The sequence below is a fragment of the Undibacterium sp. Ji42W genome (genome assembly GCF_049340405.1).
Classification (GTDB): Bacteria; Pseudomonadota; Gammaproteobacteria; order Burkholderiales; family Burkholderiaceae_D; genus Undibacterium.
In genome coordinates this window covers 105,908-119,164 of record NZ_JBMPOV010000011.1, presented here as the reverse complement: position 1 = coordinate 119,164, position 13,257 = coordinate 105,908, and the positions used below count along the sequence as shown (strand labels likewise).

General features: G+C 50.0%; 15 protein-coding genes. 4 read left to right on the top strand and 11 right to left on the bottom strand.

What is annotated here, in order from left to right; translation table 11 throughout:
• Positions 1-18 precede the first annotated feature (18 nt).
• Entirely contained in the window at positions 19-1,140 is a 1,122-nt protein-coding gene (locus tag ACO0LG_RS22765; RefSeq protein WP_423029834.1) for an acyltransferase family protein, read from the top strand.
• A gap of 24 nt (positions 1,141-1,164) precedes the next feature.
• On the opposite strand, the gene ACO0LG_RS22760 is transcribed toward ACO0LG_RS22765, so the two are convergent.
• Positions 1,165-2,184, bottom strand: coding sequence for an amidohydrolase family protein (locus ACO0LG_RS22760; RefSeq protein WP_423029833.1), 1,020 nt, complete (start codon positions 2,182-2,184; stop codon positions 1,165-1,167).
• Positions 2,185-3,133: 949 nt separating this feature from the next.
• Here ACO0LG_RS22760 and ACO0LG_RS22755 point away from each other — a divergent pair.
• Both ACO0LG_RS22755 and ACO0LG_RS22750 read left to right on the top strand, forming a co-directional pair.
• Positions 3,134-3,601, top strand: a complete 468-nt coding sequence (locus tag ACO0LG_RS22755; RefSeq protein WP_423029832.1) for a hypothetical protein — start codon at positions 3,134-3,136, stop codon at positions 3,599-3,601.
• A gap of 93 nt (positions 3,602-3,694) precedes the next feature.
• The gene (locus ACO0LG_RS22750; protein WP_423029831.1) at positions 3,695-4,168 is read left to right on the top strand and encodes a hypothetical protein; all 474 of its coding nucleotides are present in this window, start codon (positions 3,695-3,697) and stop codon (positions 4,166-4,168) included.
• 215 nt (positions 4,169-4,383) lie between these two features.
• On the opposite strand, the gene ACO0LG_RS22745 is transcribed toward ACO0LG_RS22750, so the two are convergent.
• The 4 genes from ACO0LG_RS22745 to ACO0LG_RS22730 form a co-directional block, all read right to left on the bottom strand.
• Positions 4,384-5,727, bottom strand: a complete 1,344-nt coding sequence (locus ACO0LG_RS22745) for a phospholipase effector Tle1 domain-containing protein (protein ID WP_423029830.1) — start codon at positions 5,725-5,727, stop codon at positions 4,384-4,386.
• A gap of 21 nt (positions 5,728-5,748) precedes the next feature.
• Positions 5,749-6,351 (bottom strand): hypothetical protein, encoded by a 603-nt coding sequence (locus tag ACO0LG_RS22740; protein WP_423029829.1) that lies wholly within the window; start codon positions 6,349-6,351, stop codon positions 5,749-5,751.
• Positions 6,352-7,956: 1,605 nt separating this feature from the next.
• Positions 7,957-8,355, bottom strand: coding sequence for a type II TA system antitoxin MqsA family protein (locus tag ACO0LG_RS22735; protein WP_422972976.1), 399 nt, complete (start codon positions 8,353-8,355; stop codon positions 7,957-7,959).
• Between the two features lie 2 nt (positions 8,356-8,357).
• Complete coding sequence (locus ACO0LG_RS22730; RefSeq protein ID WP_423029828.1) at positions 8,358-8,654, bottom strand: type II toxin-antitoxin system MqsR family toxin; 297 nt, start codon at positions 8,652-8,654, stop codon at positions 8,358-8,360.
• 149 nt (positions 8,655-8,803) lie between these two features.
• Here ACO0LG_RS22730 and ACO0LG_RS22725 point away from each other — a divergent pair, with 149 nt between their 5' ends.
• Positions 8,804-9,076 carry a hypothetical protein gene (locus ACO0LG_RS22725; protein WP_423029827.1) on the top strand — a complete coding sequence of 91 codons (273 nt, stop codon included), beginning with the start codon at positions 8,804-8,806 and terminating at the stop codon, positions 9,074-9,076.
• Positions 9,077-9,124: 48 nt separating this feature from the next.
• Here the strand turns inward: ACO0LG_RS22725 and ACO0LG_RS22720 are convergent, their stop codons facing one another.
• From ACO0LG_RS22720 to ACO0LG_RS22695, 6 genes are all read right to left on the bottom strand, one after another.
• Entirely contained in the window at positions 9,125-9,619 is a 495-nt protein-coding gene (locus ACO0LG_RS22720; protein ID WP_423029826.1) for a hypothetical protein, read from the bottom strand.
• Positions 9,616-10,566 carry a hypothetical protein gene (locus ACO0LG_RS22715; RefSeq protein WP_423029825.1) on the bottom strand — a complete coding sequence of 317 codons (951 nt, stop codon included), beginning with the start codon at positions 10,564-10,566 and terminating at the stop codon, positions 9,616-9,618. Before ACO0LG_RS22715 ends, ACO0LG_RS22720 begins: the two co-directional genes overlap by 4 nt.
• Before the next feature lie 37 nt (positions 10,567-10,603).
• Entirely contained in the window at positions 10,604-10,780 is a 177-nt protein-coding gene (locus ACO0LG_RS22710; RefSeq protein ID WP_423029824.1) for a hypothetical protein, read from the bottom strand.
• A 70-nt stretch (positions 10,781-10,850) separates the two neighbouring features.
• Positions 10,851-11,381 carry a DUF4376 domain-containing protein gene (locus ACO0LG_RS22705; protein WP_423029823.1) on the bottom strand — a complete coding sequence of 177 codons (531 nt, stop codon included), beginning with the start codon at positions 11,379-11,381 and terminating at the stop codon, positions 10,851-10,853.
• Positions 11,382-11,393: 12 nt separating this feature from the next.
• On the bottom strand, positions 11,394-12,158 hold the full coding sequence (locus tag ACO0LG_RS22700; RefSeq protein WP_423029822.1) for a hypothetical protein: 765 nt from the start codon (positions 12,156-12,158) through the stop codon (positions 11,394-11,396).
• Complete coding sequence (locus tag ACO0LG_RS22695; RefSeq protein WP_423029821.1) at positions 12,155-13,255, bottom strand: hypothetical protein; 1,101 nt, start codon at positions 13,253-13,255, stop codon at positions 12,155-12,157. Before ACO0LG_RS22695 ends, ACO0LG_RS22700 begins: the two co-directional genes overlap by 4 nt.
• Positions 13,256-13,257 lie beyond the last annotated feature (2 nt).

Here is a 13,257-nt window from a genome sequence, read left to right as displayed (position 1 = left end):
CTGCACCAAGAGCACATAATGCCTCACAAAAGAATCACCGGTCTAGACACCTTGCGCGCTCTCGCCATACTAATGGTATTGATGTCGCACTACTGCGGCTTTGTCAGCAGACACCAAACCTTTGGCTTCGCTGGCGACATAGGCTGGGCGGGTGTGGATTTATTTTTTGTATTGAGCGGCTACCTGATCGGTAACCAGATCATGTCTGCTGCAGCCAATGGCCAGGCTCTGTCGCTAAAGAATTTTTTCGCCAGACGCCTGCTACGCACCCTGCCCAATTACTATGTCGTGCTGGCAGCTTATTTTATTTTTCCGGCACTGGCTGGACGCAGTACTTCATCGCTATGGCAGTTCCTGACCTTCAGCCAAAACATAGGACTGGAATACGGACAAACCTTTACCCACTCCTGGTCGCTGTGCATAGAAGAACAGTTTTACCTGATACTGCCGATACTCAGCCTTGTCCTGATCAGACTCAAGAGCCCACTGTGGCTAGCGTGGGGGCTGCTCATTGCAGCAATAGGCGGCGGCATGCTGTTTCGCGGCGTGGCATTTATGGATGGGCATCCTGCATTTGATGCGCAAGTTTACTACTCCAGCTTTGGCCGCTTTGATGAACTGCTCCCCGGCGTCGCCATCGCCATGCTCAAGAATTTTCATGCAGGTTTATACGACAGGATCATGCGCCACGGTCAAGCACTGCTCATCACCGGTCTGCTGGCCGCTGGCGGCACCCTGTACTGCATTAACAGCGACGACTACAACAAGCTGATGATCGTCAACTCACTGGGCTTTTCACTGGTAGCAGTCAGCTTCGCTATCCTCACCCTCGCTGCTCTCAGCCCCAACAGCTATCTGCGCCGCCTACGCCTGCCCGGCGCCGCGCAACTTGCGTTGTGGTCGTATGCAGTATATCTGGTGCACAAACCTGTGTTCATGCTGATAGCTGTGGAATTGCGTAACCGACACATAGACGCAGAAGCACCACTGACCATTGTTCTGGTCACCGCTGCGGGGATATTTGGTGGGTGGTTGTTGTATCGAATGGTGGAGACACCGTTCATGCAACTAAGGGCGCGTTGGTTTCCAGGCACATTCGGGCAAACACAGACTGAACAACTAATTCAACGCCCCGCTTAGTTTGATCTGAGTATTAAAACCAGATTACGGCTCGCCCATTTTTTGATGACGAGCCATCTCTTCCGGGCTCAATCTTAAAAACCGTGCCGCATTGTTGTACAAGATATCCCTTTTTTGCTCAGCATTCAGGAAAGGTGTATTTTCAATCACCTTGACCGAACGCTCTATCACGCCAGGCCATACCATTTGGTCAGACCCGAACATGACGCGTTTGCCAAAACCTGCATTGACGATCGCTTGCAAGTAAGCATAGAAGGCTGCGGGCGGCTGGGTATAAACGATAACACCGACATCCACATAGACTTGTGGATGCGCGTAAAGAACCGCCAGCATGTCATCGAGTTTCGGGTAGCCAGCGTGCATGATGTAGACGCGCAGTTTTGGATGTCGTACCAGAACTTCTTCTATTGTCAGGGCACTATGCAGTCGCGCACGATAGTTAACGCTACCGAGATAGATAACACCCGGTGGACCAGTGCCGATATGAATACCAACAGGAATATCCAACTCTTCCGCCAGCGCCCAATACGGTTCCATGCGAGGATCGTCAGGCGCTATACCGGCATATTGATTGGTGATCTCGCCTAGCACAGATAGCCGCCCCTCCTTGTTAAGCACGCGCATGTCTTCCGGTGAAACTTTAGATACTCCAAGCTGAAACTCAAGCCCGGGAATAAATCTGCCGGGCGCAGCCTTGCGCCATGTCGCCACACGCTTTGCAGAGCCGCTCAAAACACCAACGATGTTGAGTTTTTCCATCGCTGCAATAGTCTCGTCCATCAGCGCCTTATCATTCAAAGGTGACCAGACCGGATCTTTGCATGGCGGTTTTTTGAACATCTCCATGAACACGTCAGCATAAGAAGACTTGGCAGGATCCCATGCAGGAAAATTGGCGATGGGAGTACACATACCCAAGGGCGGCGGCCCCTGATCACCCGCGCCCATCGCATGCATATGTACGTCAATGATAGGCGGACGCACTTGTGCAAACAGCGAAAGAGGCAAAAACAACATCACAAGCGAAATGAGACGAAAATTCATACCACCTCCTGCGATAGTGAATAAATAACAACTATTAAACCGTGATTATAAAGGTTTGGCATTGACCGATGCTGGCTAATTGTACTAAAACGCCGATATTAATTATTAAATAATATGCACTCAACTTTTATCCTCCCAAAAATAGAAAAACATCAAAGAATCGATGGTTTATTGTTCATTGAAGTTATGCGGACTACCGCATACATAATCGATTAGCTATGCGATAAGTGATCTAGTATTGCAATACCCAAGGAAAAGCACAAAGATAAACTAAACCTGATGTCGAGGCCGATAATTTGCGCTGTAAATTACAGCTTGCATCAGTATTAAGACCAAGCCCGGCAGTAAATCAGGTGGCAGGAGTGCTGTTGTGGAAGGACGCGGCCTCTGTATCAGTGGCGTAGCGTTTGTCGCTGCCATACAATCTCCTTCATCCTGCGGAACATCCGGCATGGATAGACACGCCATCAATCCTTCAAAAAACTGGATGGGCTCACGGCCACGGGGCATCCACCTCTTCAAGCATCTTTTTCATCAGTTGCCAATTACCAGAAGCGAGCGATGACTCTGTATCAAAAGATTTCAAAGATCAATGCCGCCTGGTCTGGGCAAATGTCGAAGAACGGGTTGTCACAGCAGACACGGCACTCAATCACATCGCAAAAATGAGATCTTCCTGTCGATCAGCGCTCTATCCAGGATGACTACGAAGTTCGAGTCGAGGTTCTTGGCAAGAATGCGGTGCCACCAGCGATGGACAATTATCATTGCGAACATTACGATGAAGCCGGGCTGCTGGAGATTGAAGTAATTGCGGTTGCACAGACTAAAGCACAAATCGTCGCACGTTGACACGCCTGATTTACCGAAGAAACGCTCTCCTGATTTGCATTTATTTAGCCCAAAAAGTAATATCGAGTGCTTTTTACTTGCAAACAGAATCTCTTCCATGAAAAAAATCAGCATAATCTTCACCTTAATATGTAGTGCAACATCAGCCCAGGCATTCCAGGTTCATGACCTCAAGCTAAACAATGTCCCGCCACTCAAACCACTGAATACCTGCAAAAGTGCGAACGGCACTACCCGCGATCAGATTGAGCCCTGTGGACCAGGTGAGACAGCCATCACTGGCTATGTCGAGGTAGGCGGCAGTGACAATGCAAGCAAACCTTTACCAAACAATGAGGTGCAGATCACGTCCAGTGAATCTAAAACAGAGGCAAAGAATGAACCCGGCACTGGCAATCAAAGCGATCAAAAAGCCAATTTCTGGAAACGATTGGGTAAGTTACTAGGATTTGCATTTGTGGCAGGAATAGTGGCGACTTTTTTTAAAAGATCGTTTTTCCTTGGTTTTATACTTGGGCTTGTACTGAGGCTTAGTCTGGTTGCGCTTAATATCATGCAATTCTAAGTGTGAGACTACGCACTTTACCAAGCTTGAAGAGTTGTCCAAATTTTTGCATGACGTAAGCCAGTTGATTGCTGTTGTAACCTTTATTTTTCTATGCGAACTTCAAGCAGCATTGCCCTTATTTTGTCATCATTATTCATGCTTGGCTGTTCGACAAACGGCTCCAGACAGGAGTCGTTTGAAGAACTCGTGGAGAGAAATTGTGCGATACGAATGGAGCAAGAACTAAAAAAGCAGGAGCAGTACAAATCCCAGCGAGCCGGCACTATTGCGATCAGAAGATTCAGCAAAGACTATGCAGAGATTGACGTCAAAACCATGCGAAATGGCCATTTGGATCTGATGACTTACTCGGTCGAGCTTGGCAGCGCAACTGACATGCAGGGCGAAGTGATAAATAAAATCATCTCAATTATAGCAGCCAGGTACGAGGATCAATTCAATTGGGAATCCTCTCGCCTGAAAAGAATTGTCAGATTAAGTACAGCACAACAAGAACGTGAGGCACTGCACTCATTCTTGATGAAGGAATTTTTTTCCGACGATCAAAAGCCCTCCACCAAATGAACAAATGAACAATGGTGCGTGTGACGCTGCTTTAAGGCACGGGAGCAACTAGCACGACTATTCAAAAACATTTTTTTAACTCACATAATACACAAAACCACCACCCACAATATTTAGTTTTTGAGCTTGAGTAATGCCAACAAGACAGGACTGATCCCCGGACAAATCACTCAATAATCGCTGGTACAGCTTTCGTGCCATCTATGCCGGCACACTTACGGTTTAGCTTGTGTAGTTGCCCGTGGCGACTCTCTGAATTGAGAAATTAAACGGCTTGACGGGCTGTCAGGAACCGCCAGCAAATCGATATTTGCCGCAGGTTTTGCGTCACGCGCAGTTGCGGCTTGCTCTATTGCTTGCAAGGGTTTCTGATCATCCTTGGCAAGAGTTTTTACTTCTGCACCTGATGTAGCCGGAATGGACAAACCAGCCACAGAGGTGCCAGCGACAGCGGGCTTGGCCTCATCCAGTGACGCGCCAAGAGCTTTGGCATTTTGTCGATAGACCTCCATCGACGGATTCAAGGGTTCTATGCTTCTGCCTAATAAATCTTGCCTGTCAATTGTAAGGCGATCTCCAGGTACTTTGATCCAATACACTTTGTGCTGAGATGAATCGTGAATCACACTCATGTCCGGATCAGTGGGTATGTCCAGTTTCTTGACCAGGTTCCCCCCCAGCGAGGCATTGACAAATTGCGACATCATATTGAAAGTGCGATTTGACAAGCCATTTTTTTCATAGCTACCGCCTATATCACTATGCGCCCCTGCCACGGTCACACTCAGGAAACGACCATCGGCAGAAGTGCCATCAGGTAGCAAATTGGTTCCTGGAAATTGCAACCGTTGCTCATCCTTCGCCTTGATCTGGATCGCCGAAAGAACCGTAACAGCAGGCCTTCTATCATCAAGCCACTGTACACCCGTACCGACGGGGTCAAAAAAAACAGATGTTTGCGGTATGCTGTCCCCTGCGCGCAGCGGCGGCGCTGTGTAAGACACGATCGCCGGACCTGATCCATCTGGAGGCATTTGTATGACCTTCGACTGCAGGTCTTGAACCCCGCGTTCGGCGACGAGACGAGAAAACACGGCCGCAGATTCAGCCCCCCGACTGAAACCAGTGTTAATCACGCTGATCTTGGCATCTGGGTCTTCCCTGAGCCACGAGTTGACCTTCTTCTCAAACTTCTCATACATTGTTTCAACCCGAAGACTATGTGTTACGCCCAGCGCGCCATCTACCGTGCCCATAACACCACCCTGCGTTCCAGGACCTTCTAAGTAGTAACCATATATATGGGGATTTTTCCTACTAATATCTTCGAGTTGCTTCTTTAAAATACCGATATTCGTCAAGTGGTCAGGGTCATTGATGGCATCATTCCCTGTGCCGTCAAAATTTGCAATAAATACCCTGGCATGCGGATCGCTTGAATCATAGATCGCAGGTACTTTAAATGCATCGACCTGAGCTTGCGCCCTGGTGTAAGTGGCGAGATCTTCGGGCGTTGCCACTTTGACGTCCACGCCATTATTGCCTGCGGTTACAGCCATCATCTGTCCCGTCAAAAAGATTTAAAAAGTTTTTGAATAAGCCAGCACCATATTGTCATGAGCTTCACGGCGGATGGCATTCGGGTCTTGAGGGATAATTTGTATCGTTGTGAACATATACACGTTTACGGTGCGGTCATTCACTTCAATAATGATAGTAGGTGCGCCACCTGAGACAGGCATGGGTTTATAGATGCGCGCAGGGTCTTCATGGTGAAGTACTTTTCTGTCTTTAAAAATACTATCAAGGTCCAGCGTATGCTTGAAATGGATACCCTCTTTGGAGCGCCACTCCATTTCTACCGGACCGGCAAAGCTTGGGTACTCGCCTGAAGTGAATCCCGGCTCTCGCATCTCATCCGTTGCGTTTTTCTCTCTTGCCACCTCACCTAGTGCAAGTTCATGTGGTGAGTTTGCATAGACCAGTCGAAAATCACTGGCGCTAAAAATTTTAAGACCGAGGTCATGGGAACTGAATTTCAAGACATCATCATCTGCCGCCATTGCGATATTTCCTATGGGTGTTTGTAGAATAATTGCCAGAAAAGTAGCCGCAAATTGCAGCACTTTCCGTCTTGCTTGAGTGTTCTGTTTTGCTGCTACGATTCTATAGAGTAGTGTCATTGCATTTCAGTCGTATCATGTTGAACTGGAACGTGGTTTGCAAACACAGTTGCCAACGAAATCTAAAATGCTTTTAAATAGGCCAGCACAGAATTGTCGCGACCTTCATGGGGCATGACATTTGGGACTTCGGAGAAGATTTGTATGGTGCAAAGCATATATATTCACTGTACGGTCATTTACTTCGATAATGATGTCAAGAACATCTGAATTTGGCGTGAGTTTGCAGATACGAGCCGGATCTTCATGGTGAAGAATTTTTCTGATGACTTTACAAGATTTGCCAAACAACGGCACGAGCATGTACCAGCAATACCAAGTTTTAAACTTTATATCATTAATAGTACTAAATTGTCCATTTCAAATGCGATGAGACTTATAATTTTCTGTGACTGCATTTCAAAAGAGGACGCGGCATTTCTGAGACTGCGATCGCTCGATTGCGTTGGAAGTCCTGACGATTTCTCCTGGCTGATCACCTCACCATGAAGAACTGTGGATGAGCCGAATGTATTGCCGAATAGTGCTAATCATGTTAGCCCAGGCGACACTTCACCGCTGTGCTAACTCATGTCCTACATCCATAACATCGGCTAGAACAAGAACGCACTTTACCCACTTCTGGCCACTGTACATAGAAGGATAGTTTTACCTGATAGTGTGCCGATACTCAGCCTCATCCCGCTCGGACTCAAGAGCCCGCTTTGGCTGGCCTGAGACCCACGCATCTATGGCACGCGCACCCGTGGTGGCGTCCTATGCTGCATCAGCAGCGATCACAACACACTGCTGATCGTCAACTCAGGGCGCTTTTCACTAGCCGCCATCAGCTTTGCCATTCTCACCCTCGCCACCTCCCCCCCGAAAGCTACCTGAATAGTAAGCCAAGTGTCGCTCAACTGGCGTTATGGTCGTGTGCTGTTTATCTGGTGAATAATTCTATGATCATGCTGATAGGTGAGCAATAGAGCAAGGTACACATAAATCCTGAATTTAATATTTCTCAGGAGATTGATCGCTAATCAGAGCCTTGCAGGAATTTCCCTTGTGGTCATAGTAGCGACCAACGCCATTCTGATCGTTACAAACATTTTTCCTGCCAGTGCGTCCGCTTGTGCAGAAGATGAGCTGATAGGACAAGTGACCGCCCCGGCTTTATTGGTTGGTGCTTTTGTAGGCATATACATGTAGCTGGATAACAAAAAGCTTGGCAAATCCACCCGAAACCCTGTTGACTCCCATTAATTATTTCAAGCATGCAACAAGTATCAACCGTTTGCGAATGTGGTCCACTATCGAAAACTGCGGAAGAAAGTTCACAGGGGAATTGTGCGGAAGTAAAAACAGAAAATAGTGTTTTAAAGAGCAGTTTTGCGGATTTTCAAAGACAAAAAAACCCCACAGAGCCTTGATTTCATTGGCTTTGAGGGGTTTTATGCTGAATTGCGTATGTAGTGGATGGTGCCCGAGGCCGGAATCATGACTCTTTTAAAATCAATGACTTAAAATGAAAGTGCGTTAATTTTGCGTAGTCAGTTTTTGAATTTCAAATACCCGCAATTTGCCTTTCGATTCCGGCCCTGGCATTCTAACCCAAGACGACCACTAAGCCTTAATTTCTTCCAGCAGATCGGGGTGATGATCAAGCAGCTTTAAAAGCTTGACCAGGGCAACTGGCGGCAATGCTTTCCCGCTCTCGTAACGTGAAAAGGCATTTACGCCACCGCCGAAAATCTCACCCGCCTGGTGCTGATTCAGGGCCAACTTTTTACGCACTGCCACGATAAAGCCAGGATCAACAATGCTCGCGTTAACTCGCTTTGAAAATGCTGCGACCTCGTCGCCAAAGCGCACCAAGTCACTGCCCTCTAATATCACCTCGCCACAATCAGAGCAAAAATCGCCGGTGATTCCCTTTATTACTGTTTGTTCGTTCTTGTAGATATGGGGGATATCACGCGTATCGTGCTGCAGATTGTCACCCCCGCAAATTGGACATTTCATTTTCATAGCTCCTTAAAACTCACCACCAGAACATCATCTATTACTGTCAGCTTCAGGTACACATTACCTGCTGATGTTTTCGGACGATACACATCTTGCCAAACTTTATGATCGCTGTGTGTTGTCATGCTTTTGTAGAAATCTTTCGATGTCAGTGCATTGACTACAGCAATCATTCCATCCAAGCTAAGGCCAAGAGCATCAGCGCCAGCCACTGCACTAACGGTAGCACGTATTTTGCCGTCAGCGATCAGCGCTTTAACGATGTGTAATTTGCAGTGAGGTGTGTTCTTTTCCATGAGTGCTATATTAACCTAATAGGTTAATTTTCACAATGGATTTTAGAATATTTTTTAGTATTTGCTTAACGTTGCGTTTAAGCCACTAATAGCATTGCAAACTATGATTAAATATTTACGCGCAGCAATAATTAAATAAGGGGGTTGATATGTTGAAAATTGGAATGGCTGGCTTTTTGGGTGGTTGTGTTCTGCTGTATCAGGTAACAGCATTCAGCACGATAGTGTCGCTGGAGAAAAGCAAAGAGGATTGTTTGACTGCATTTATTGATGCCGCTCACAAGGATGTGACTGCTCATCAAATTGGGACGGCAAAGGCTTTTAGCGAAGCCAGGGATGACATGGCAGGGGCACAATTAAAGTGCAAAGCGATGGAAAATAAGGCAAAAACAATTACAAAGGTACTGCAGTTACCTGACTGACACAGACATCTGCACAAATGTGCAGACGTCTGCATTTAAATTAGTCAGCTATTTATCCATGCCGTTGCTACGGATGAACGACTGCGCCGCCCTGCAGGAAGCCAGCATGGTGTCGGCCTCCTGGATCAAGTCTTGAAGATTTCTTTCAAGCGCTTCTGGAAGTGCAAGGGTTCCGGTAGCGGGCGCATTGCCGACTCCGGGGCTTTGGGTGTTGGTGGCGCTGGCAAATCCACGACAGATACTGTCGGAGACGCGCAAGCGGTAAGGACTAGCGTTAGCAGCCCTGACAGCAGCCATTTCATCATCATGACCTTTCTTAATTTTCGCGTTATCGAGCGCCTGCTGTTCTGCAATGCGCTCATTGTTTTTGACGCGTGAAAGCGTGGCCGCTGTCTCTGCTTGAGACTTGGCCAGCTTGTCAGCATCCCACTCTTGCTGCACTTCTTTCTTGCCCTCGACCAGCCCCTGGTGGTGAATATAACCAACACCAGCCCATAGTCCGGCCAGCAGCGCAGCTAGGACAATCAGGCGGGCATAGATCATGTCGACCTCACAAAAGGCAGGTACTTGTCATGGCGCACGTTAAACACAAAATCGACGTGGCCGCGATTGATGTCACAGGCAGACGCGCCGTAACCCTTCCATTTGGTCTTGGACTTCAGGCAGACGTTTGCCACGTTCGCCACCCACTTTTGCGGGTTGCACCCGGCACGCTGGCCGCATGCCCGGCGCTCTTGCTGCATGCCTTCGTAGCCGCCGTTATAAGCTGCGTCACACATGCGCAGGACTTCTGCGGGATCTGTCACGATCCTGGACAGACGCTTGAAGCAGTCGCGGTTCATGGCCGTAACCGCACGCAGTTGCAAGTCAGGGCGATCATAGACGTTTGACCAGGTCCACTCATTCAGGCTTGGCTCAAGCTGTTTTGCAGCCTGCAGGGCATCAAAGCGGATTCTGCCGTCTGCCGTGTACGCCCTGGTGATCTGGCCGAAGCCAGCGCCCTCCTCTCGACTTGTTTTCAGGCGCGACTTCGGGTTCCAGCAAGTCGGATGCGTGAGACTGATGCAGCTCTCTTGCTCGACCAGACTGCACAGCGCTGCCGGGTCCGGGTGATCTGGCCACAGCTTGTCTTTTTCCTGCATGAGCATGGGGCAATACTGCTTTGCCCCGACCGGGACGTATGTACGCACGTCCGCAGCGTGCGCCCTGGTGCTGAAGATCAGCGCCGCCACACAGGTAAAGATGATGGTCCCCAGCACCACCAGGCCGGAGCCGATATTGCCCTTCTTGGCTTCCTCGACGTGCTCCTGCAGCTTGATATAGTCGAGGTAAAACTTACGCACCAGGTGCGCAGCCGTGAAGGCCAGGCCGACACTAATGAGGTTTAGCAGCATGTCCTTGGTAGAGTCGCCTTTATCCGGGTCAGTCCAAAACAGCCAGGCCAGTACCAGGGCAGAAAACAGCCAGATACCGTATGTGCGCTTACTCATAAAAAACGCTTTGATCTTTTCCATCGTTCATCCTTTCTTATTTATGCCAACCTTGACTCATGAGAATCAGGGCAATCAAGGCCACCAGACCAGCAGCAGCCAAACCTTTAAGGGTCCATCGTCCAAACTCGGCAAATTGCTTGTCGAGCCACTCTTGAAGCGCTTCTTTCATTGCTTCTTTTTCAGCCAGGCGTTGTAAATCTTTGTCTGACATCACTACCCCTAATAAAAAACCCGCCATTTAGGCGGGTTGCGTTAGTCTCAGATCAATGTAAAAAGGAAAGTCAGGCGACCGCCCAAATTTCCGTTTGCCGTTGACCCGAGAGAATTAATGCTGAAGACAGTTCTTGCAGGGTTACCTGTACCAGTTCGTTATTGGTCAGCGTCCAGACAATCGAGTGAATGCCTGATATCTGCATGCCGACGATGGCGCGTGTCATGCGATCCTGACTCAGCTCATCACCATCGAAGACCTTGTCGCCCACCGTCACAGTGATGGCATCGAGCAGCACCTTGCGCTGTACTTTCCGCGCCGCCCTGACCACCGCCTGGGCCGCTGCCAGCTCATCACCGGCGAGCTGGACGACGCTCCATTGCTGCTGGTAATGGCCGTCCGTTTTGACTGGCTGAAGCTCGACCAGCTTTTGTGTGCCTGGATCATAAATAGGTTGACTGGAGTAATTGACCGGCTCGACGTTTGCCGCTCCCAGGTCAGCGCAGGCCGGATCATTCGGCCAGCTCAGCCCAGGGAACCGGCGCACCAGCTCGCTATACGTCAATGGATATTCTTTTGTCGTCTTTTCTATAAATTGCATTTTCACCCCCTGTTAAACTTCGGCTGCAGCGTAGGGATAGGATCGACCCTCGCCCCATATCAACCTGACAGCACCCAGACCCGGCTGGCCTGAAACCGTAGCCCCACCGCCGTAAGCGCCGCCCACAGTGCCGCTGCCGGATGCGCCACCACTGCCACCGCCACCACCACCGCCGAACCCGAAAGCAGAACCGGCAACACCATCGCTGCCCTTACCGAGCAAGCCGACGCCACCACCGCCACCGCCAAAACCATTGGCATTACCATTCCAGTTTCCAGCACCACCACCACCGCCAGCACCAGGATTAACAGCCGTGGCCCATCCGGCAGATGAACCACCATCGCCGGTATATCCACCAGCACCACCAGCACCGCCGCCGCGATTTTGAAAGCCTGACGCCGCACCGTTACCACCATTGCCGCCACCGGTTCCAACAAAGCCGCCACCTGCACCACCAGCGCCGCTGCTTACACCTCCACGGCCAATGCAAACGGCGTTGAAAGAAGAGTCGCCAGATACACCACCGACCACGACTGTGTACGAAACACCAGGCGTGACAGCGATATCGTTTTTCCAGCCCAACCCACCGCCACCGCCACCAGCATTACTGCCAGATGCAGTACCACCGGCACCGACCGCAACAGCGCAGACAGAGTAAACACCATCCGGGCAGACCCACGACGTTGTGTAATTGGTCGTACCTGGATTAGTAAAGACCACCTGGCCTGGTGGCGCTGCAGAGTTACCGCCAGCCGCGAAAAGAATATTTTTAATCATTTGATGTTCTTCCCCAACACCAGGCCGGTCCATGTCGCTCCAGCGTCATAAGTCAGAAACCCCAGCATGTCGCGCCCTGCAGCAGTCAGCGCTGGAGCTGTGCCACCAGCCCATTTGATATTCGCCCACCAGGTGATTGTGGCCGAGCCGCCGTTGGTGACATCGAGCAGGAAGCTACCCAGCCCGGCTGCAGGAATATTCGAGACGGTCAAGGTTGCAGCGCCGGTGATTGTTTTTGCAAACAGTGTGCCGGTCGCCATATCGATGTTATTGCCAGCAGCCATAGCGACCTTGGCCTCGACGATGTTGACAGCATTGGTCACACCAGTGAGCTGGGCATTAGCCAGAATTTGAGCCACAGATTTATTCTCAACGCTACCCAACCCCAAGCCTGCAGCCGTTGCAGCCTGAATGGTGATTGTGATTGCATTGCCGTTGGCAGAAGCAACCACCCCAGTGCCTACAAAATTCAGCGATGTAGCGCCGACCGTCAGGCTGCCGCCCTCATCAAGCACGGCAACAGATGGCCCGACCGGCCCCTGATTGCCTTGCGCTCCCTGGTCGCCTTTATCGCCCTTAATACCTTGGATACCTTGCAGGCCCTGTGCGCCTGTATCGCCCTTTAAGGCCAGCACCATCCAGTTACCGCTTGGTGGTGAAACACCGCTGCAGGGCGAAACGTTGATGTAAGACGTCCCGACCAGCGTCACCACATCATTGAGTACATAGCTGGCCTGGTCGGTATACGTACCGCGAGCTGTCAGGCCCGCTGCAGCCGGGGCCGAGCTACCCAGATAAACAGACGTCAGCACCGTGATAGCATTTGCTGTGCTGGCCGCGCAGATCAGCTTGTCGCCGGCGACCACGTTAATCGGCTTAGGCCAGGCCAGGGGCGTATTGGCCGCAATCTTTAATGCACTGGCGAACACCGTTGTCTGCCCGCTGGCCTGCGAGTAGTGTTTCAGCGTGACCGTGGCATCAGCGCCGGTGATGTTTGAAAACACCAGGCCATGCACTGACCCTGAGAACGTGGCCGGGCAGATATAAACATCTGTGTCCACCGTCCCGACGATCAGAACTTTTTCTGCAAAACTCATAC

Excerpts from the sequence above, each read along its gene's own strand:
- ACO0LG_RS22720 (WP_423029826.1), bottom strand. The coding sequence starts at position 9,619 with ATGATCTATGCCCGCCTGATTGTCCTAGCTGCGCTGCTGGCCGGACTA.
- ACO0LG_RS22740 (WP_423029829.1), bottom strand. The coding sequence starts at position 6,351 with ATGACACTACTCTATAGAATCGTAGCAGCAAAACAGAACACTCAAGCA.
- ACO0LG_RS22750 (WP_423029831.1), top strand. The coding sequence starts at position 3,695 with ATGCGAACTTCAAGCAGCATTGCCCTTATTTTGTCATCATTATTCATG.
- ACO0LG_RS22765 (WP_423029834.1), top strand. The coding sequence starts at position 19 with ATGCCTCACAAAAGAATCACCGGTCTAGACACCTTGCGCGCTCTCGCC.
- ACO0LG_RS22730 (WP_423029828.1), bottom strand. The coding sequence starts at position 8,654 with ATGGAAAAGAACACACCTCACTGCAAATTACACATCGTTAAAGCGCTG.
- ACO0LG_RS22710 (WP_423029824.1), bottom strand. The coding sequence starts at position 10,780 with ATGTCAGACAAAGATTTACAACGCCTGGCTGAAAAAGAAGCAATGAAA.
- ACO0LG_RS22700 (WP_423029822.1), bottom strand. The coding sequence starts at position 12,158 with ATGATTAAAAATATTCTTTTCGCGGCTGGCGGTAACTCTGCAGCGCCA.
- ACO0LG_RS22715 (WP_423029825.1), bottom strand. The coding sequence starts at position 10,566 with ATGAGTAAGCGCACATACGGTATCTGGCTGTTTTCTGCCCTGGTACTG.
- ACO0LG_RS22745 (WP_423029830.1), bottom strand. The coding sequence starts at position 5,727 with ATGGCTGTAACCGCAGGCAATAATGGCGTGGACGTCAAAGTGGCAACG.
- ACO0LG_RS22725 (WP_423029827.1), top strand. The coding sequence starts at position 8,804 with ATGTTGAAAATTGGAATGGCTGGCTTTTTGGGTGGTTGTGTTCTGCTG.
- ACO0LG_RS22755 (WP_423029832.1), top strand. The coding sequence starts at position 3,134 with ATGAAAAAAATCAGCATAATCTTCACCTTAATATGTAGTGCAACATCA.
- ACO0LG_RS22705 (WP_423029823.1), bottom strand. The coding sequence starts at position 11,381 with ATGCAATTTATAGAAAAGACGACAAAAGAATATCCATTGACGTATAGC.
- ACO0LG_RS22760 (WP_423029833.1), bottom strand. The coding sequence starts at position 2,184 with ATGAATTTTCGTCTCATTTCGCTTGTGATGTTGTTTTTGCCTCTTTCG.
- ACO0LG_RS22695 (WP_423029821.1), bottom strand. The coding sequence starts at position 13,255 with ATGAGTTTTGCAGAAAAAGTTCTGATCGTCGGGACGGTGGACACAGAT.
- ACO0LG_RS22735 (WP_422972976.1), bottom strand. The coding sequence starts at position 8,355 with ATGAAATGTCCAATTTGCGGGGGTGACAATCTGCAGCACGATACGCGT.